We start from the raw sequence: 19,184 nt of genomic DNA, 5'->3' as shown, positions 1-19,184 counted from the left end.
TTATCGGTGAGATTGATCTTGAACAGCACAGGCCCCGGCCGGTTGGTCGGGGCCCGAGTCTGAGTAGTTGTGTCATCCTCGCCCGGCGCGGACCGGCGGCCGAAAGGGCCGCCCTGGCCAGGAAGCGCTCTCAGAGCGGGAGCGCCCTTGGCACGGGGGATTCCGTAGATCATGCGCTGATGCTCCCCGCCATCTGGCCCGGAATGCTCCCGACAGTCTGGAGGGCGGCGAAGTCGGCGTGCGCCTGCTCGACGGCCTCCGGGTACGCCTGACGCTTGGCATGCTCGGCGAGCGCCCGGTAGATGCTCGACAGGCTCGGGTTCTGGCCCTTGCGACGGCCGGTGGGGATGATCAGGTCGGGCTGGATCTGCTCGATCGTCTCGCCGTTCGCCCGGCGGCGCAGGACGGTGTGGAGCATGTCGTCGGTGATGACCGGCGGTCGGCCGCCGTGCTTGCCCTTGCGGGCCGCTGCATCGAGTCCCTCCAGCGTGGACTCGCGGATGTTCTCCCGCTCGGTCTCTGCCATCGCGGCGAAGAACGCGAACAGCAGCCGTCCGTGACCGGTGGGATCGTAGATCCCGGCCAGGGGGCCTGCGAGCATCTCCAGCACCAGGCCGTGGGCGGCGAGGTGATCGGCGAGCGCGGTCAGCTCGGCGGCATCCCGCCCGAGCCGCTTCATCTCGTACACCGTGAAGATCACCCGGCAGTGCGGGGCGTGGGCCTTGACCTCCCGAGCGGCGGCGAGCGCGGCCTCGAACTCGGGCCGGACCCGCACCCGGGTGCTGATCTTCTCGGCGAAGATCTTGTCCCGGGGGATGTTCTTCGCGGCGAGCGCGTCGAGCTGGCTGTCGAGCTCCTGGCCCAGGGTCGAGCAGCGGGCGTAGCCGATGCGGATGTCCGCGCTCGGGGCCTTGGGGTCGACCGGCGCCGGGATCGGGGTGCCGGGCCGCCACGGCTGGCCCGGGCCGCGGTCGGCCGGGGTCGGCACGCGCAGGAGCTTGGCGAGCCGGGGCACCTTGGTGAAGCGGCCGGTGTGGTAGGTGCCGGCGACCGCCCCGGAGCGCGAGCGGCAGGGTGAGCCTGGCTGTGCGTGACACCGGGGGCACGGGTGCCGTTCGACATCGTCCGCGTCGGACAGGGGTGCGGTTTGAGGGGCCGTCATGACCCCGGATCGTGTCACAAACGATTCCCAGAATGTGGCCCGTGCCACCTTTGAGTGAGAACGAGTTCTGACAGTGAAACGGCGGTCCGGGCTGTTTCCGGCGACCGCTCTTGATCTTGCTCCGGGAAAGGATCGTTTCTGAGAAACGAGCATCCACTGCACGCCTGGAGGAGGAACATGTATCCGGTCGATGAGCAGCCGCTTGGCCGAGCAGTGTGAGGTCTTGGCAGCAACGCGGCTTTCCGGTCCGTTCCTACTCCGGGGTTGGGGAACATCGGTACAGCCATTAACGCTAAGCAGTTGATCTTGGTCTGAGGCTTTGATTCCGGTTCGGTGAAGTTGCTCTCCACAGGGCGGTTGTCCGCGTACGGTCACGCGCCATGCCAGTGGAGTTCTTAACCGACGAGCAAGCCGCGTCGTACGGGAAGTTCAATGCGGAGCCGACCCGGCCTGAGCTGGAGCGGTTCTTCTTCCTCGACGACGAGGACCGCAAGCTGATCGCGAAGCGCCGTGGGGATCACAACCGGCTCGGCTTCGCCCTGCAGATGTGCACCGTGCGCTTCATCGGCCGGTTCCTGCCGGACGATCCGCTCGATGTGCCGTGGCCGGTGATCGAGCACATCGCCGAGCAGCTCGGCATCGAGGACGTCTCCGCCGTCAAGCAGTACACCGAGCGCAAGCCGACGGCGTACGAGCACGCGTGGGAGATCCGCGACGCCTACGAGTACCACGAGTACGAGGACCCGAAGTGGTCGCGGCTGTTCCGTACGTTCCTGCACGGCCGGGCCTGGACGGCGCACGCGGAGGGCCCGAAGGCTTTGTTCGACCATGCGGTCGGCTGGCTGCGGCGTAATCGGGTGTTGCTGCCCGGGGTCACTGTGCTGGCGCGGGAGGTGTCCGAGGTCCGCAAGATCGCGGACAAGCGGCTGCACACCACGGTTTCCCGGGCGGCCCGGCGGTTGGATCCCGCCTTGCTTGCGGATCTGGTGGCGCTGCTGGAGACGCCCGAGGGCAGGCGGTATTCACACCTGGAGAACTTCCGCCGGCCGCCGACGAAGACGTCGGGCACCGCGATGAAGCGGGCCCTGGAGCGGGTGGACGAGATCGCCGTGTACCGGCTGGGGCGGGTGAAGCTGGACAAGCTGCCGCCGAACCGGCTGGCCGCGCTGGCCCGTTACGGCCTGGGCAGCAAGGCGACGAGTCTGGAGCGGGCCCCGGAGCCGAAGCGCACCGCGATGCTGACTGCGGTGATGCGCCACCTGGAGGCCAAGGCGATCGACGACGCGCTGGAGCTGTTCACGGTGCTGATGGCAACCCGGCTGATCAGCACGGCGCGGCGGAAGACGGAGAAGGAACGGCTCTCCACCCTGCCGCAGCTGGAGAAGGCCGCCCGCGCGCTGGCGAAGGCGTCGAAGGTGTTCATCGAGGAGCTGGAGCTCATCGAGGAGACCGGCGCGGATGTGGATGTGTCCGCGCTGTGGGCGGCTTTGGAGGAGGTCGCGCCGCGGGCCGCACTGTCCAGCGCGGCCGCCATGGTCGTGACGCTGGTTCCGGAGGACGACGGGTCGGCAGAGAGTGTGATGCGCGAGGCCCTCGCCAACCGCTACAACACCGTGCGCCCGTTCCTGTCCCTGCTCGGCGACACGAAGATGCTCAACGCGGCCCCGGAGGGGAAGCGGATCCTGGCCGCTGTGCGGCGTCTGCCCGCCCTGAACCGGCGCCGGGTCGACGAGAAGCCGCTGCTCAAGCGAGAGATCGACGACAAGGTGGTGCCGGCGGCTTGGCGCAAGGCGGTGTACGCGAACAAGGACCTGCCCCAGGGCGCGGTGGACCGCAACGCGTACGTGGTGTGCGTGCTCGAGCAGCTGTACCGGGCGCTGATGCGGCGCGACATCTTCGCCAGGCCCTCGCACCGCTTCGCTGACCCGCGGGCCCGCCTGCTGGAGGGCAAGCCGTGGGAGGCGGTGCGCGAGGACGTCCTGCACGGCCTGAGCCTGGACATGCCCGTCGAGCAGCACCTGGCCGAGCTGGTGCGGGTCCTGGACGCGGCGTGGAAGCAGATGGCCGAGCGCCTCGCAGAGGCCGGCGACGAGGCGAAGATCAGCATCGAGGTCCAGCCCAACGGCCGGGCCAAGCTCAACGTGGACGCGCTCGGCGCACTCGGGGTGCCCAAGTCCCTGCGCTGGCTGCGCCGCCGGGTGGAGAAGATGCTCCCGAAGATCGACCTGCCGGACCTGTTGTTCGAGGTGCACTCCTGGACCGGGTTTCTGGACGCCTTCGTGCACCTGGGCGACGGCAAGACCCGCATGAAGGACCTCACCACGAGCGTGGTCGCGCTGCTCGTGTCCGAGGCGTGCAACATCGGCATGACCCCGGTCGTCAACCCGAGCAACGTCGCCCTGCACCGCTCCCGGCTCGTCCACGTTGACCAGTACTACCTGCGCGCCGACACCATCGCCGCGGCGAACGCGAAGCTCATCGAGGCCCAGGCCGCCGTGCCCATCGTGCAGTTCTGGGGCAATGGACTCCTTGCCTCGGTGGACGGCCTGCGGTTCGTGGTGCCGGTGCAGTCCATCAGCACTGCCCCGAACCCGAAGTACTTCGGCTACAAGCGCGGCATCACCTGGCTCAACGCAGTAAATGACCAGGTCGCGGGCATCGGACAGATGGTAGTGCCGGGCACCCCACGCGACTCGCTGCACATCCTGGACGCTCTGTTGAACCTGGACGGCGGGGTGAAGCCGGAGATGGTCGCCACCGATAACGCCTCGTACTCCGACATGGTGTTCGGGCTGTTCAGGATCCTGGGCTATAACTTCTCCCCGCGTTTCAAGGACCTTGCCGACCAGCGGTTCTGGCGCGCGGAGATGCCCGGGGTCGAGGCTGGCGAGTACGGACTGCTCGATGTCCTGGCCCGCAACAAGGTGAACCTGAAGAAGGTGATCACGAACTGGGAGGACATGCTCCGCGTCGCGGGATCGCTGACCACCAACCAGGTACGGGCGTATGACCTGCTGCGGATGTTCGGCCGCGAGGGTCACCCCACCCCGCTGGGGCAGGCGTTCGCCGAGTACGGGCGCATCGCCAAGACCCTGCACCTGCTCCAGGTCGTCGATCCGGTCGACGACACGTATCGTCGGCAGATGGGCAAGCAGCTGTCCGTCCAGGAGTCCCGCCACAACCTCGCCCGCGACATCTGCCATGGCAAGAAGGGCACCATCCACCAGGCGTACCGGGACGGGATGGAAGATCAGTTGGGCTCGCTGGGTCTCGTCTTGAACGCGGTGGTGCTGTGGACGTCGCGCTACATCGACGCCGCGGTGGCTCAGCTCAGGGCCGAGGGACACGAGATCCTCGACGAGGACGTCGCCCGGCTCTCCCCGCTCGTGCACAAGAACCTCAACGTGCTGGGGCGCTACAGCTTCACCGCCTCCACCCCCAAGGGCGGGCTGCGGCCGCTGCGGGACCCGGACGCGGTCGGCCTCGATGAGGATGACGACGGCAGTGACGAGTGAACGCTCCAGGACGGGTCTGGTCAGCGGGCTTCGGGCGCCGACCAGCCCGTGCAGGTGAGCTGCTACGGGCCGGCTAAGGGATGCGGATGCTGCGTGTGACATCCGCGGCGCCGCCCAAGAGGACCAGCAGCCCCGACGCGTCGTGCTGTGCGGTGGCGGTGATCGTGGAGGGACTGCCGAGGGAGTCACCCATGTCGACGGCGATGTCGCTGATGCCCTGGCCGGCCAGGTGCGCAGCGAGGCAGGCGGTGCTATTGGCGTTGGCGATGTCTTCCGCGACGCCGATCGACGGGGCGAACATGCGGGCCGCGGCGCGGCCGCTGGGCGTCGGCACCGAGTAGGCGTAGCAGCCCAGGAAACCGAGACGGTCGCAGGCGGCACGGAGCCGTTCGAAGTCCGGGCTGAGGGTGGTGAGAGCGGACCGCGTAGCAAGGGGAACCAGCAACCGCGACCGCCCCACTGAGGCGACGCGGGTGCCGGGAGCGAGTGTGCCCAGGGTGACACCGAGTGCGGGCAGGACAAGGTCGCTCTCGATCGCTGTGGGCCTGCGGAGGTCTACGGGACCGGGGTCGAAGGCGGCATTGACATGAGTGTTCTCCCGTATGGACCAACCAGTGAAGACACGCCCTGCCGCATGGATGGTGGCTCGATACTCCCGGCCCCCTGCGCGCTCGGCCAGGAAGGCCAGAGCGGCAACCGTCCCATGACCGCACCCAGGCAGTTCTCCCTCGGCGGTGAAGAAGCGGAGGGAAACGACCGGACCGCCCCGTCGGCTGTCGTGCACCGACACGAAGACCGCATGCGACGTTCCCATCGCAGCCGGCACACGACGGCGTTCATCGTCACTCAACGGCGCCTCGTCCAGCACCGCGGTGGGACTACCGCCCTGGCCGTCGCGCAGACACGCGCGGACGATCGTGACGGGCAGACCGTGCCTACTCATCGCAGTGCCGTGATCCTTGTGCCGGACCGGCGTCCGCTTCTCCCGCCCACCGCCGGCTCCACCTTCATGCCTCCGCAGGATTCTGATCGTTCTGTTCTTGCGCCTGCGCCCAGGTGATCGCCCATTCGTCGAGCGGTCGGAGGGCGTGACTGAGTGCTGCCCCCAGGCGAGTGAGCTCGTAGCCGTCGGCTGAGGGGGCGATGATCCCGCTTGCCGTGAGTTCGCGAAGCCGCTGGTAGAGGACGCTGGATGACATTCCTTCGCAATGTGCCAGCAGCGCGCGGGCGCCGAGCGGACCCGCACGCAGCTCCCAGAGAATGCGCAGCGCCCACCGACGACCGAAGAGGTCCATCGCGGCCATGATCGGGCGGCCGGTCGTCGATCCACGAACCGGTGTTCCTGGGCGCGGTGTCGGCATGGCCCTCCTTGTGTTTCGTTATTCGAAACACTAGCATCCGTGCGTGTTTCGAATTTCGAAACAACCTCAACGGGAGCGCCGATGCCGCGAATAGCCCTGCTGGAACCGCCGTACACCGACCAGGCCGGCGCGCTGCTCGCGCGCATGATGCCCGGGGACGTGCCACCGATCGGACTGTTCCGGATGTTCGCCAGAAACCTCCCGATGGCCGGCGCCATGCACGGATGGGGGCGCTATGAGCTGGGCCGACAGCTGACCCTGACCATGCGGGAACGCGAGATCGCCATCTACCGGACATGCGCGCTGTGCGGCTGCGAGTACGAGTGGGGCGTGCACATGATGACGTTCGCCGAACGGGTCGGGCTCACCCGCGAGCAGGCGGCATCCCTGGTGCACGGCGGCCCCGCTGACGAGTGCTGGACGTCCGAGCGGGAACAGCTGCTCATCCTCGCCGTCGACGCACTGCGCGAGCGTTCCGACATCGATGACGCGCTGTGGACACGGCTCGTGTCGGTCTTCGACGAGCTCCAGCTGCTCGATCTGCTTCTGCTGTGCGGGTGGTACCACGCCGTCAGCTTCGCCGCGCGCGCCACGCGCGTGCCGCACGAGCCCGGCGCGCCTCGCTTCGCCGACTTCCTCCCCATCACGACCGCGACCAAGCGGTGAGCACTGCCCGGGAGCACTCCGAGGCGCGGCTCCTTGTCCCCTCCCTGATGTTCATCGCCCTGGTCGTGGCGGCAGTCGCCAGCCTCGGGGCACCGCTCATCACCAGCGTGGCGACCACGTTCCACGTCTCACTCGACAGCGCGCAGTGGACGCTGACCATCGCGCTGCTGAGCGGCGCCGTCGCTACACCCGTCCTCGGCCGGCTCGGAGCCGGTGCACACCGACGAGCCACGATTCTCGCCACGCTGGCGGTCGTCGTCGCCGGCAGTGCGCTCACCGTGCTACCGCTGCCGTTCGCGTGGCTGCTCGTCGGCAGGGCGGCCCAAGGCATCGGGCTCGGTCTGACGGCGCTGATGATGGGCGTAGCCCGTGACCATCTTCCCGAGGGACGCAGCGCGGCCACGATCGCCCTGATATCGGTGGTCTCCATCATCGGGATCGGCGTCGGCTACCCCCTCGCCGGCCTGCTCACCGAGTTCGGCGGCGTGCGCGCCGCCTATGGCCTCGGCCTGTCCGTCACCGCTCTTGCCTTCCTGGCCGCCTGGCGCTCCATGCCCGTAGTTCCCGAAGGCCGCTCCGCTCACGTGGACGTAGCGGGCGCGCTCGTCCTGGCAGGTGGACTGTCCCTCGTACTGTTCCTCGCAAGCGAGACGAGTCTCTGGAGCCATCACCTCGCCGCGGCGGCGAGTCTCGCCATCGTCGCCGTGCTCCTGCTCTGCACCTGGACCGCCTCCGAGCTGCGCAGCAAGACACCCTTGGTCGATGTCCGGGCGCTACGGCACCCGGCGGTCGCCGGAGCGAACATCGCCATGCTCGTCGGCGGGATCGGCATGTACCTCCTACTCACGCTCATCACCCGCTACGCGCAGACACCGCGCGACGTCGGCTACGGATTCGGGCTGACCACCTTCGTCGCCGGGCTGGTCCTCGTTCCGTTCTCCGTGCTGGGGTTCGTCGCCGGCAAGCTCACCCCACGGGTTCGGATGCGGATCGACGCCCCCTTGCTCTTGGCCGGCAGCGCCGTCGTCGTCGGTTGTGGATTCGTCCTCTTCGTGGCGGCCCGGTCGAACCTGGCCGAACTGTTCGTGGCCATGGGCGTGCTGGGCTTCGGCGTCGGCAGCTTCACGGCCGCCATGCCCGGCGTCATCCTGGCCGTCACCCCCAAGAGCGAGACGTCGAGCGCCATGAGCTTCAACTATGTCGTCCGAAGCGTCGGGTACTCCCTGGGCAGCGCCATCGGCGGCCTGGTGCTGGCCGCAGGCACCGACACCGACCACCTCTTCCCGAGCAATGGCGCCTACACCACGGCAGCGCTGATCGGCATCGCCGCGATGGCGATCACGACTATGACCAGCCTCGCCCTCGCCCGCCGCCCGCCGGAGACCGACCCGATCGAGGAGCCGGCAGGAGGTACCAGTCGTACCACTACGCCGTGATCGGCCGTCAACGCCGAGCCCTTGCCACAGATGCCGCCGGAACCGGCGCTGTCGGTGCCGAGGACGCCTGTGCGCCTTCGGCACCGGCAACCGCCGGATCCGCGATCACCGGCACGCCCCATCGATCGAACCGGAAGCTAAGGACCCCGCATGCAGTTCCCTCACATGGCAGCCCGCAACGTCGTGACACTCGCGCTATCCGAAGATGCGGCCGCTGATGACGTCACCACTCGATGGAGCGTCGCGCCGCGACAATGGGCGACGGCAGTCATCATCACCCGCCAACCGGGCCTGGCTGCCGGGATGCCCCTGGCTGCCGAGGTTTACGCCCGTATCGGCGGCGAAACACGGATCGACGAGTCGGTGCCCGACGGCACTCGACTTGAGGCCGACGATGTCCTGGCGCGGATATCCGGCCCGGCACACCAGATCATCACCGGCGAACGGACGGTGCTGAACCTCCTCCAGCGGCTTTGCGGCATCGCCACACTCACCGATCGGTATCTGGCCGCCGTGCGCGATCTGCCTGTCCGCGTCCTGGATACCCGCAAGACCGCCCCTGGACTTCGGTTGCTGGACAAGTACGCGGTCGCCGCGGGCGGAGGGCACAATCATCGGCTGGACCTCGCTGCCATGGTGCTCCTCAAGGAGAACCACATCGCGGCCGCCGGCGGCGTCACCGCCGCCATCGACAGCGTCCGTAAGAACATGGCGTCGGAGGGCAAGACCATGGCCATCGAGGTGGAGGTGGCCACGCTCGCCCAAGCCCGTGAAGCGCTGCAGGCCGAGCCGTCATGGATCATGCTCGACAACATGACCGTGCCGCAGCTGGCCGAAGCCGTCCGCCTCCGACGCGAACTGGCCCCCGACTCCGGCATCAAGCTGGAGGCCTCGGGCACGATCACCTTGGACGACTTGCGCGCCGTCGCGGAAACCGGAGTCGATGCCATCTCCGTCGGCGCGCTGACCCACAGCGCGCCGGCCATGGATCTGAGCATGCTTCTGAGCATCTCCCCATCGTGAGAGGCCGAGTCGGCAGCTTCGGTCGAATCGCAGACTCCCAGCGTCGCAATTGCGACGCGACCGCACGATCCGACATTCGGGAGGAGCCTGCGACGGTCGACCGCAGGGTCGGAGCCGACCAGCTCGTGCCCCGGATCATCCCGGCGACCCGCCGTCGGATACGAACGAACTGAATTGCTAATACGACGTCAGATGTGCTCTTCGAATACTGGAGGTTCCGTGCCCAAGGGCTACTGGGTCAGCGTCTACCGCACCATTTCAGACCCTGAGAAGCTGCCTGCTTACGACAAGCTGGCCGGTCTGGCCGTCCGGGCCGGGGGCGGGCGGACCCTCACCCGAGGCGACCGGGTCGTCGCACACGACGCCGGAATCGCCGAGCGCACCGTCGTGATCGAGTTCGACAGCTTTGAACAGGCCCTCGCGGCACGCGAGAGCGAGGCCTACCAGGAGGCGCTGGCCGCCCTCTCCGACGCCGTCGAGCGCGACTTCCGCATCGTCGAAGGCATCGACTGACAGTCCGCGACCCGCCCGGCGTCCAGCTCCGACAGGCACCGCGACGGAGAAGAAGCACCACGCCGCCGGGCGGGCAGGCGGCCAGAGCGAAGATCCACCAGCTTGAAAAACTCTGATCAACGGTGCTGGTGTGGCAGGGCTCGTGGGTTCTCGTGCTGGTGGTGGGCGGCTGCCTCGGGTCTTGATCGTCTGTCAGCGGTTGACTTCGAGGTCGGTCAGGACGAGCAGGGCTCGTAGGAGGCTGGTGGCGCGGGCGGCGTCGGTGCGGAGCTTGGTGGGACACGCCCGCCTGGACCACGGTCCTGGTCACGCCCCGATGGCGGACTCTGCCCTGGGACGACCTCCGGTCATACCAGTCGGGTGCCGAGCTCGGCTTCTGGACCACCCTCCAGGTTCAGCGAAGCGGCCTGTGTCTGTCGTGCTGGATGTGCGAGAGCGAGCCCGGCATCCGGTTCTGCGACGGCGGCGACTGCCGCAACTTCGGTCGGCTCCTGGCGAGCCTCCTCCAGGAGACCTGACTGCGGTGTGCCGCGCGACCGGGCGCGGCGAGTGACTCTCACAAATGACCAGATGCGAGAGTTCTGAGAACAGCCTCCGAGCGGCCACATTTCCGCAGGTCGCCATTCGCAAAACCCCTGTCAAAACCAAGGTGTTCTGCGAAGCACTTCTGAGAGCCTGATCTCATGCAGCTGACACCCGATCAAGCCGCAAATGCGGTAGAACGCTACGACTGCCCCAAGTGCGAGGTCCCCGGCGGGAGTCCATGCCGCACCCGCGGCGGCAAGACCGCCACCAAGTACCACACCGCCCGCTTCATCCTCGTGCCCGCGCTCCGCGAAGAGCTCGAAGTCCTGGTGCCCGACGACCGCGGCCCGGGACGAACCTGGAAGCCGGGCCCGCCGGTCGAGGAGATGTCCTCCGCTCCGCCGGCCAGGCCCATCCGGATCGGGTACGCCCGCTGCTCGACCGCAACGCAGGAACTGCAGAGCCAGCTCGACGCACTCGCCCGCGCCGACTGCAAGAGCGTCTACTCCGAAAAGATCAGCACGAGGATCAAGACCCGGCCGGAGCTGGAGAAGGCCCTCAAGCTCGCGTACGACATCAAGGAGGCCGCTCCCGACCAAGAGGTCATCCTCACCGTCCACGAACTCAAGCGCCTGGCGCGGAACGCGGCCGAGCTGATGACGCTCTCCGGCCAGCTCCAGGCGGCCGGCGTCCAGCTCGAACTCCTCACCGGCCCGCTCACCGGCATCCACGACCCCAACGGCATGGGCGCCATGTTCTTCGCCGTCCTCGCGGCCGCCGCACAGATCGAGCGCAACTACATCCGGGAGAAGACGCTCGAGGGCCAGGTGTCCGCGGCATCCAAGGGCAACCACGGCGGACGGCCCAAGGTCATCGACGACGACATGCTCACCTTCGCTCAGACCCTCAAGGATAAGGGCGTCCCCGTCCCCGAGATCGCCAAGAAGCTCACCATCAAGACCGGCAAGAACAAGGACCAACACCCCTCGGTCGCCTCGGTGTACCGGGCCCTCGCCGAAGCCGAACAGCGCGACGCCCCCGACGCCGAAGACCTGCCTGCGGCACCCGCGCGTACCCGCATCCGGCGCCCCAGCGAGCCCTTCACCGTGGAAGAAACCGACCTGCGCGAACGCATCATCGCCCAGCGGATCGACAATCCCGACCTTGAGCTCGACCCGTCCTGACCGGCCCCCCAGTCAAGATCAACTGCTTAGCGTTAATGGCTGTACCGATGTTCCCCAACCCCGTACTCGGACACCGAAATGCGCGGCCGCCCGCCCGGCGTCGGCTGGGCGGGCGGCGCCGGCCGGGCATGATTGGCTGGCGTGCTCCGTTCGTTCGGCCGGGTTCAGCGGTCGATGGAGGCCATGTTCGTCTCGTCGTGGCGCTCGCCCGCGGCGGAGGTGAGGTTGTTCAGCCGCTCCAGCTGGGCCGGGGTGAGTTCGATGCCGTCGGCGGCTGTGTTCTCCTCGACGCGTGCGACCCGCCGGGTGCCGGGGATGGGGGCGATGTCGTTGCCGCGGGTCAGCAGCCAGGCCAGCGCGGTCTGCGCGGGGGTTGCGCCGATCTCGGCGCCGATCGCCTGTACCTCGTCGACGATGGCCAGGTTGCGCTGGAAGTTCTCGCCGGTGAAACGCGGGTTGGTCTTGCGCCAGTCGTCGTCGGGGAAGTCGTCGACGCTGCGGATTTGTCCGGTCAGCAGGCCGTGTCCGAGCGGCGAGTAGGGGACGAAGCCGATGCCCAGCTCGCGAAGCAACGGCAGGATCTCGTCCTCGACGTCGCGGGTCCACAGCGAGTACTCCGTCTGCAGGGCGGCGATCGGGTGCACGGCGTGCGCGCGGCGGATCGTTGCGGGGCTGGCCTCGGAGAGCCCGATGTGGCGGACCTTGCCTGCGGTGACCAGCTCGGCCAGGGCGCCGACGGTCTCCTCGATGGGCGTGTTCGGATCGACGCGGTGCTGGTAATACAGGTCGATGTGGTCGGTGCCGAGCCGCTTCAGGGAGCCCTCGACGGCGGCCTTGACGTTGGCGGCGCTGCTGTCGGTGACGCCCGGGGCCGGGCTGGTGCCGGAGTGGGAGACCAGACCGAACTTGGTTGCCACGACGACCTGGTCGCGGCGGCCCCTGATGGCCTTGCCGACGACTTCCTCGCTGTGGAAGGGGCCGTAGATCTCGGCGGTGTCGATGTGCGTGACGCCGAGGTCCAGTGCCCGGTGGATGGTGCGGATCGACTCGCTGTCGTCGAGCCTTCCGCCGGCGGTGTAGGTGCCGGCCATGGTCATGGCCCCCAGGCCGATGCGCGAGACATCTAGCCCGCCCAGGGAAGTGTGCTTCATCGGATACTCCGTGCTTCGTGGTGAGCGTCAGTCGTGGGTGACGGGCGGGTGGGAGCCAGGGGCCGTCAGGCGGTGGCGTCGTCGTGGCCGAGGTTGCCGCCGAGTTCGCGGGAGGCCTGGGCCTGGGCGAGGAGTTCCTTCGCCTTGGCTTCGACGCCCTCGATGGCGTCGGCGCCCGCGACGAAACGCAGCGGCGGCTCGGTCTGGTCGGCGATGGTCAGCAGGGCGCGGGCGAGCTTGACGGGGTCGCCGCCCTGCTGGCCGTTCATGCTCTTCCAGGCTTCGACGGTGGCGGTGGTGCGCTCGGCGTAGTCGGCGATGGTCGGCTCGGGCCAGGTGGTGGAGGCGTCCACGAGGAGCTCGGTGCGGAAGAAGCCGGGTTCCACGACGGTGGTGCGGATGTTGTAGGGCTCGACGTCATAGCGCAGCGACTCCATCCAGCCCTCGACGCCGAACTTGGAGGCGGCGTACGCGACGCAGAACTCCTGGCCGATGAGTCCGGCGGAGGAGGAGAGGGTGATGATGTGCCCGTCGCGCTGCTTGCGGAGGATCGGCAGGATGGCGCGGGTGACGTTCATCGGGCCGAAGAGGTTGGTCTCGAACTGCTGGCGCATCTGCTCGTCGGTGATCTCTTCGAAGTAGCCGGCGTAGAAGTTCCCGGCGTTGTTGATCAGTACGTCGATGCGGCCGAAGTGGGCGACGGCGGCCTGGGCGGCGGCCTCGGCGTCGGCGGGACTGGTGATGTCGAGCTTGGTGGTCAGGAGGTTGTCCTGCGGTCCGCCGAGGGTCTTCTCGACCTCCGCGGGGCGCCGTCCGGTGGCGATGACCTGGTGGCCGGCTGCGAGGGCCTCGCGGGCGATGTCGGTGCCCAGGCCGCGTCCGGCGCCGGTGACGAAGATGACCTTGCTCATGAGGGAGCCCATTTCTTTCGGTTTCTATCGGGTTCTGTGGGTTGTCTCGGGTGCTGCGGGGTGGTCAGGCCTGGTCGGTGGGCATGATCCACAGTTCGCCGATGGAGGCGTGACGGGGGCGGGTGACCATGTAGGCGACGCCGTCGGCGATGTCCTCGGGCTGCAACACCTCGGTCTGCTCAAAGAAGGCGGCGGTCGCTTCGCGGATATCGGGCTTGTGGTCGTTGTGCGAGGTGAGCTCGGTGGCCACGCCGCCCGGCTCCAGCACACCCACGCGTACGTGGCGCTGGGTAATTTCCTTGCGCAGGGACTCGGTGAAGCCGTTCACGCCGAACTTGGTGAGGTTGTAGACGCCGTAGCCGTTCCATGCCTCGCGACCGGCGATCGAGCTGATGTTGACGATGTCGGCGACCTGTCGCGGGTCGTCCTGGCCGGCCTTGAGCAGGTGCGGCAGGGCGGCGTGGGTGGTGTGCAGCAGACCCTGGACGTTGACGGCGATCATGCGCTCCCACTCGGTGGGGTCCGCGCCGACGACGGGGCCGAGCAGCATCAGGCCGGCGTTGTTGACCAGGATGTCCAGGCGTCCGAAGTGCTCGACGGTCTGCTGCACGGCCGCCTCGGCCTGAGCCCGGTCGGTGATGTCCGCCGCCACCGCCAGGGCGGTCCCGCCGGTGGACGTGATCTCCGCGGCCAGGTCGTCGAGGCGGTCCTTGCGGCGGGCCACCAGCGCCACGGAGGCGCCCTGCTCGGCGAGCAGCCGGGCGGTGGCGGTGCCGATACCGCTGCTCGCGCCGGTGACGAGCGCGACGGTGCCGGTCAGTTTCGAAGCCATGGATCTTCCCTCTATTGCGGGGCAGGCGGTGTCACCTATGTCGGGTCATAGCAGGTGAGAGGACCGTCGGCCTGCCAGTGCCAGGATCAGTGCGGTGCAGCAGGCCCGCCATCCAGGCAACCACCGAGGGATGCGCCGCGGAGGCCCGTACGGGGGCGCGTTCGTCCGGGGGTCCGGCAGTACCCCTTTCGCTGCCCGGCAGGACGATGGGCCCGCCGTACGGTGGACACATGGACCGCAGCAGCGAGATCCGCGAGTTCCTGCGCACCCGCCGGGCCCGGATCACCCCCGAACAGGCCGGCCTCACCCCCCACACCGGGCCCCGCCGCGTTCCGGGGCTGCGCCGCGAGGAAGTCGCCCAGCTCGCCGGAGTCAGCGTCGACTACTACATCCGCCTGGAACGAGGCCGCACCCAAGGCGTCTCCGAAGCCGTCCTCGACGCCGTCGCCCGCGCCCTGCACCTGGACGACACCGAACGCGCCCACCTCTTCGACCTCGCCCAGCCCACCACCGCGGCCGCTCGGACCCGACGCAAGCGCCCCCTCGCCCCGCAACGAGTGCGCCCCGCCCTCTACCGGGCCCTGGACGCGCTCAGCGTCCCCGCCGTCGTCCAGGGCCGGCGCCTGGACGTCCTGGCAGCCAACCCGCTCGGCTACGCCCTGTTCGCGGACTTCGCCTCCCGCCCGCACCGCGACCGCAACTTCGCCCGCTTCGTCTTCCTCGACCAGGCCGCCCCCAGCCTCTACACCGAATGGGACCGGGTGGCCCGGGACACGGTGGCCGCCTTGCGTCTGTACGCCGGACGCCATGGCGACGATCCGCAGCTCACCGAACTGATCGGCGAGCTGTCCCTGCACAGCGACACGTTCCGCAGGCTCTGGGCCGACCACGACGTCCGCGCCCACACCACTGGGACCAAACGCTTCCACCACCCGGTCGTCGGTGACCTCACCCTCGACTACGTCGTCCTCGCCGCCGAAGACGACCCCGAGCAGAGCCTCGCCATCTACACCCCCGAACCCGCCTCCCCCTCCGCCGAAGCGCTCGGCATACTCGCCAGCTGGACCAGCACCACCACGGCCGCGCCCACGCCCACGCCGGAACAAACCCGCAATCCGCCCAGCTGACCTCACAGGTCGCCTCCGCAACCGTCAGCGTGCGGCTTCCGTCACCCCGGGGCCACAGTTGCCGGGGGGGTACGGGCCGGGCACCATCGCCCGGACGGACAGGTCGAGATCGAGATCCGCCGGACCGCGGGCCACGCCTGGCCCCCGAACTCCTGCGGCTCCTACTCCTCGTCGTCCTCGTCCAGGCCGGCGGCGGCCGGATCGCGCAGGGGCCGCAAGCCCCCACCGGACGGCTGGGAGCCGCGGAAGGTGTAGCGGCCCAGCACGTTGAGGTTGGCGTGGCGCAGCGGGGAGAGGCGGGCAACGTCCTCGTCCAGGACCTCGTGCTCGCGCTCCTCGGCCGGCAGGGCCCGCAGCTCGTCGACGGCAGCGTCCATGTACCGGGTCGTCCACAGCACCACGGCGTTCAGGACCAGCCCGAGTGCGCCGAGCTGGTCCTCCTGACCCGACCGGTACGCCTGCATGATCTGCCCGCGCTTGCCGTGGCAGATGTCCCGTGCCAGCTTGTGGCGGGACTCCTGGACGGTGAGCTGCCGGTTCATCTGCCGCCGGTAGGTGTCGTCCACCGGGTCGACCACACGCAGCAGGTGCAGGGTCTTGCCGATCCGCCCGTACTCCGCGAACGCCTGCCCCAGCGGGGTCGGCCGTCCCTCGCGGCCGAACATCCGCAGCAGGTCATAGGCGCGGACCTGCCCGGTCACCAGCGAGCCAGCCACCCGCAGCATGTCCGGCCAGTGCGTGATCACCTTGTTCAGGTTGACCTTGTTGCGGGCCAGCGACTCCAGTGGCCCGTAGCCGCCGGTGGCGACACTGGCCAGCTCCGCCCGCCAGAACCGCTGGTCGGCCAGGTCCTTGAAGCGCGGGGAGAAGTTGTAGCCGAGCATCGAGAAAAGGCCGAACACCATGTCGGAGTACGAGGCGTTGTCGGTGGCCACCATCTCGGGCTTCACGCCGGCGTCCAGATTCAGCAAGGTGTCCAGGACGTGCAGGGAGTCGCGCGGGGTACCGGGCACGACCATCTGCCCGATGCCGGCGACCTGGTCGTTGACGGCGTTCAGCCAGGTGATGCCGCGTTTGAAGTGGTAGTACTTCGGCGAGGGACCGGCGTGGATGGTCCGCTTGGGCACCACAAACCGCAGCCCGTCGACGGAGGCCAGCAGGCCCTCGCCCCACTGGGAGACGATCGGCACCTTCCCCTGCGCTTCGATCAGGAGGGCGTTCGCCGCGGCGATGGTGTCGGCGCGCAGGTAGTACTGGTCGACGTGCACCAGCCGGGCCCGGGTGAGCGCCTCCTCGTTCGGGTCGGCGACGGGGGTGAGGCCGATGTTGCACGCCTCGGCGACCAGCAGGGCGACCAGGGACGTCTTGATGTCCTCCATGCGGGTGCGGCCGTCCCCAAGGTGCACGAAGGCGTCCAGGAACGAAGTCCAGGAGTCGACCTCGAACAACAGGTCCGGCAGGTCGATCTTCGGGAGCATCGCCGCGGTGGTCTTACGCAGCCACTTCAGGGACCTGCTCTCGCCCAGTGCCCCGAGGCGGTCCACGTTCAGCTTCAGGCGGCCGTTGGGCTGAATCTCGAAGCTGAGCTTCGCGTCCTGCCCGGCCTCCTCCAGGCGCTCGGCCATCAGCTGCCAGGCCGCGTCCAACGCGCGCACCCGCCCGGCCAGGTGCTCCTCGACCGGCTCGTCCAGGCTCAGGCTGGCCAGGACGTCGTCGGCGACGGCCTCCCACTGTTTGCCGTCCAGCAGCCTGGCCCGCGGGTCGGCCCACCGGTTCGACGGCGAAGCGAACACATCCCGTCGGTTCAGCGCCCGGAACAGCTGCTCCAGCACGCACACCACGTACGCATCCCGGTCCACCGCCCCCTCGGGCAGTTCGGGGTTGGAGTACACCGCCTTGCGCCAGGCCGGCGGCACCAGCTTCTGGTCGATCTCGCGCGGCAGCAGCGGCTTGGCCTTCACCTTCCGCCGCGCCAGTGCCGGCAGCCGCTTCACCGCTTCCAGAATCCGTTTGCCGCCGGAGGCTGTCCCCAGCGCCGGCGACTCCCCCAGCAGAGACAGGAACGGGCGCACGGTGTTGTAGCGGGAACCCAGCAGGCGCCGCATCTCCGCCTCGGCCTCGTCGTCCCCGGGCCCGATCAACTCCCCGACCAGCTTCGACGCCGCCTGCACCTCCTCGCGCGGACCGATCTCCGTCTCCAGCGCCCGCCACATCGCGCCCGGATCGAGGTCCGCGCCACTGGCGGCCATCAGGTCCAGCTGCTCACTCCACAGCCGGAACACGCCGTCGACCATGCGGTACGCCTTCGCCACCTGGCCCCGGGCCGCCATCCAGTCCCGGTCCGTCGCCCGCCGCGCCGCGCTGATCAGCTTCACCTGCATCAGCAGCGTGAACAGGTCCAGCGCGTCATCGATCGCTGAGGCTTCCAGCTGCCGCACCACCGACGCCAGCAGCGCGGTACGGCGCGGCTCCGGCGTGCGCTCCAGGATCGGCGCCTTCGAGCCCAGCCCGACCCGCGCCAGTGTCGCCAGCCGGTTCGGCGGCACCTTGTCCAGCTTCACCCGGCCCAGGTGGAACGCGGAAATCTCATCCACCCGCTCCAATGCCTTCGCCATGCCCGTGCCCGTCGTCCTCGTCGGCGGCCGGCGCAGCCGCTCCAGCTCCGAGATCCGCCGCCCCTCCGGCACCTCCAGCAGCGCCACCAGGTCTGCCGGCAACGACGCATCCGCCCGCCGCGCGGCATTGGCCACCGTGGCGTACAGGCGCTTCTCCGTCACCGAGCGCACCGCGGCGACCTGCTTGGCCAGCACCGATGCACCCGGCAACAGCACCCGGTTACGCCGCAGCCAGCCCACCGCCTGGTTGAACAACGCCACCGGCCCCTCGGCATGTGTCCACGCCCGCCCGTGCAGGAGCGCACGGAACTTCCGGCCCCACTCACGGTCCTCGAATTGGTGGTAGCCGTAGGCGTCCCGGATCTCCCACGCGTGGTCGTACGCGGTCTGCCGACGCTCGGTGTACCGCTTCACGCACGACGGATCATCGATCCCCAGCTGCCCGGCCAGGTACTCCACCACCGACCACGGCACATCCAGCGGGTCATCCACCAGGAACCGGCCGACGTACCGGACGGTGCACATCTGCACCGCGAACCCGAGTTGGTGATGCTGGGTTCGCCGCAGTGCGATCAGATCTCGGTCCACGTCATCCAGGAAGAAGAACCGCTCCAGCTCCGGACGCGTCGGCTCCTCAACGAACCGTCCGTACGCCTCGGCCTGCTCATCAGTTAAGAATTCCACCGGCATGAAGCGGACCGTAGAGACGCTCCGCCCATGATCGACGATCTTTCGCTGAACCCCTGCTCCGGGGGCAACCGGTGTGCTAACCGACCAAGATCAACCTCGCCGATAACCACGGTTCGATTGATCCCCGATGCCGGACGAAGGCGAGGGCGGCCGCCCCGAGGGCGGACTTGCGGAGCAGAGACGGTGACGTCATGCGAGGACTCCCGATGAAGACGAACGTGATCAACGGGCCAACGAACGCACATCGCGCAGGTTGCGCCAAGCAACGTGGTGGGTCGGAAGCAGGGCCTTGCCGGGCTGATCATTCTCAAGCCCACCGCTGAGGACTTGGCGAAAAAGCCGAGCGCCAAGGGCCCGAAGGTTCAGAAACAGGCACTCAGCTTGATCTTTAACCTCAGGGCCCGAACGAGTCCTCGTACTTGATCACTCGGACTGGTAACTGCGGTACATGCGGGCGGCCTTCGGCTGAGCAT

Annotated in this window: 14 protein-coding genes; 7 read left to right on the top strand and 7 right to left on the bottom strand. The window is 68.6% G+C overall.

Features of this window, described 5'->3' with window-relative positions; all coding sequences use genetic code 11:
• Window positions 1–169: 169 nt before the first annotated feature.
• Window positions 170–1,162 (bottom strand): recombinase family protein, encoded by a 993-nt coding sequence (locus ACIQMX_RS40775; RefSeq protein WP_402486333.1) that lies wholly within the window; start codon window positions 1,160–1,162, stop codon window positions 170–172.
• A gap of 380 nt (window positions 1,163–1,542) precedes the next feature.
• Here ACIQMX_RS40775 and ACIQMX_RS40770 point away from each other — a divergent pair, with 380 nt between their 5' ends.
• Window positions 1,543–4,677: a Tn3 family transposase gene (locus tag ACIQMX_RS40770; RefSeq protein ID WP_402486330.1), complete on the top strand. Its 3,135-nt coding sequence runs from the start codon at window positions 1,543–1,545 to the stop codon at window positions 4,675–4,677.
• Window positions 4,678–4,750: 73 nt separating this feature from the next.
• Here ACIQMX_RS40770 and ACIQMX_RS40765 read toward each other — a convergent pair whose 3' ends face one another.
• Window positions 4,751–5,620 carry a PhzF family phenazine biosynthesis protein gene (locus tag ACIQMX_RS40765; RefSeq protein ID WP_402486327.1) on the bottom strand — a complete coding sequence of 290 codons (870 nt, stop codon included), beginning with the start codon at window positions 5,618–5,620 and terminating at the stop codon, window positions 4,751–4,753.
• Window positions 5,621–5,684: 64 nt separating this feature from the next.
• Window positions 5,685–5,981: a winged helix-turn-helix transcriptional regulator gene (locus ACIQMX_RS40760; RefSeq protein WP_399055837.1), complete on the bottom strand. Its 297-nt coding sequence runs from the start codon at window positions 5,979–5,981 to the stop codon at window positions 5,685–5,687.
• A gap of 138 nt (window positions 5,982–6,119) precedes the next feature.
• On the opposite strand from ACIQMX_RS40760, the gene ACIQMX_RS40755 reads away from it, so the two are divergent.
• From ACIQMX_RS40755 to ACIQMX_RS40735, 5 genes are all read left to right on the top strand, one after another.
• Complete coding sequence (locus tag ACIQMX_RS40755; RefSeq protein ID WP_402486325.1) at window positions 6,120–6,704, top strand: carboxymuconolactone decarboxylase family protein; 585 nt, start codon at window positions 6,120–6,122, stop codon at window positions 6,702–6,704.
• Window positions 6,701–8,140 (top strand): MFS transporter, encoded by a 1,440-nt coding sequence (locus ACIQMX_RS40750; protein WP_402486322.1) that lies wholly within the window; start codon window positions 6,701–6,703, stop codon window positions 8,138–8,140. Before ACIQMX_RS40755 ends, ACIQMX_RS40750 begins: the two co-directional genes overlap by 4 nt.
• 150 nt (window positions 8,141–8,290) lie before the next feature.
• Entirely contained in the window at window positions 8,291–9,163 is an 873-nt protein-coding gene (gene nadC, locus ACIQMX_RS40745) for a carboxylating nicotinate-nucleotide diphosphorylase (RefSeq protein ID WP_402486319.1), read from the top strand.
• 219 nt (window positions 9,164–9,382) lie between these two features.
• Complete coding sequence (locus ACIQMX_RS40740; protein WP_402486316.1) at window positions 9,383–9,676, top strand: DUF1330 domain-containing protein; 294 nt, start codon at window positions 9,383–9,385, stop codon at window positions 9,674–9,676.
• A 683-nt stretch (window positions 9,677–10,359) separates the two neighbouring features.
• Window positions 10,360–11,385, top strand: coding sequence for a recombinase family protein (locus ACIQMX_RS40735; protein ID WP_402486312.1), 1,026 nt, complete (start codon window positions 10,360–10,362; stop codon window positions 11,383–11,385).
• A 164-nt stretch (window positions 11,386–11,549) separates the two neighbouring features.
• Here the strand turns inward: ACIQMX_RS40735 and ACIQMX_RS40730 are convergent, their stop codons facing one another.
• From ACIQMX_RS40730 to ACIQMX_RS40720, 3 genes are all read right to left on the bottom strand, one after another.
• Complete coding sequence (locus ACIQMX_RS40730; protein ID WP_402486310.1) at window positions 11,550–12,536, bottom strand: aldo/keto reductase; 987 nt, start codon at window positions 12,534–12,536, stop codon at window positions 11,550–11,552.
• A 65-nt stretch (window positions 12,537–12,601) separates the two neighbouring features.
• Entirely contained in the window at window positions 12,602–13,447 is an 846-nt protein-coding gene (locus tag ACIQMX_RS40725; RefSeq protein ID WP_402486307.1) for an SDR family oxidoreductase, read from the bottom strand.
• 64 nt (window positions 13,448–13,511) lie between these two features.
• Window positions 13,512–14,279, bottom strand: coding sequence for an SDR family NAD(P)-dependent oxidoreductase (locus ACIQMX_RS40720; RefSeq protein ID WP_402486304.1), 768 nt, complete (start codon window positions 14,277–14,279; stop codon window positions 13,512–13,514).
• A 230-nt stretch (window positions 14,280–14,509) separates the two neighbouring features.
• On the opposite strand from ACIQMX_RS40720, the gene ACIQMX_RS40715 reads away from it, so the two are divergent.
• Window positions 14,510–15,406, top strand: coding sequence for a helix-turn-helix transcriptional regulator (locus tag ACIQMX_RS40715; protein WP_267080857.1), 897 nt, complete (start codon window positions 14,510–14,512; stop codon window positions 15,404–15,406).
• A gap of 161 nt (window positions 15,407–15,567) precedes the next feature.
• Here ACIQMX_RS40715 and ACIQMX_RS40710 read toward each other — a convergent pair whose 3' ends face one another.
• Window positions 15,568–18,711 (bottom strand): Tn3 family transposase, encoded by a 3,144-nt coding sequence (locus ACIQMX_RS40710; protein WP_402486301.1) that lies wholly within the window; start codon window positions 18,709–18,711, stop codon window positions 15,568–15,570.
• Between the last annotated feature and the right edge of the window lie 473 nt (window positions 18,712–19,184).

Origin of the sequence: Streptomyces sp. NPDC091416, assembly GCF_044756845.1 — a bacterium.
In the GTDB taxonomy this organism is placed as follows: domain Bacteria; phylum Actinomycetota; class Actinomycetes; order Streptomycetales; family Streptomycetaceae; genus Streptomyces.
Note: the sequence above shows the minus strand (reverse complement) of the source record. Positions and strands in the feature narration are given on the sequence as shown.

Coding starts and splice junctions, on each gene's coding strand:
- ACIQMX_RS40720 (WP_402486304.1), bottom strand. CDS start 14,279: ATGGCTTCGAAACTGACCGGCACCGTCGCGCTCGTCACCGGCGCGAGC.
- ACIQMX_RS40770 (WP_402486330.1), top strand. CDS start 1,543: ATGCCAGTGGAGTTCTTAACCGACGAGCAAGCCGCGTCGTACGGGAAG.
- ACIQMX_RS40725 (WP_402486307.1), bottom strand. CDS start 13,447: ATGAGCAAGGTCATCTTCGTCACCGGCGCCGGACGCGGCCTGGGCACC.
- ACIQMX_RS40730 (WP_402486310.1), bottom strand. CDS start 12,536: ATGAAGCACACTTCCCTGGGCGGGCTAGATGTCTCGCGCATCGGCCTG.
- ACIQMX_RS40710 (WP_402486301.1), bottom strand. CDS start 18,711: ATGCCGGTGGAATTCTTAACTGATGAGCAGGCCGAGGCGTACGGACGG.
- ACIQMX_RS40760 (WP_399055837.1), bottom strand. CDS start 5,981: ATGGCCGCGATGGACCTCTTCGGTCGTCGGTGGGCGCTGCGCATTCTC.
- nadC (WP_402486319.1), top strand. CDS start 8,291: ATGCAGTTCCCTCACATGGCAGCCCGCAACGTCGTGACACTCGCGCTA.
- ACIQMX_RS40715 (WP_267080857.1), top strand. CDS start 14,510: ATGGACCGCAGCAGCGAGATCCGCGAGTTCCTGCGCACCCGCCGGGCC.
- ACIQMX_RS40775 (WP_402486333.1), bottom strand. CDS start 1,162: ATGACGGCCCCTCAAACCGCACCCCTGTCCGACGCGGACGATGTCGAA.
- ACIQMX_RS40765 (WP_402486327.1), bottom strand. CDS start 5,620: ATGAGTAGGCACGGTCTGCCCGTCACGATCGTCCGCGCGTGTCTGCGC.
- ACIQMX_RS40755 (WP_402486325.1), top strand. CDS start 6,120: ATGCCGCGAATAGCCCTGCTGGAACCGCCGTACACCGACCAGGCCGGC.
- ACIQMX_RS40735 (WP_402486312.1), top strand. CDS start 10,360: ATGCAGCTGACACCCGATCAAGCCGCAAATGCGGTAGAACGCTACGAC.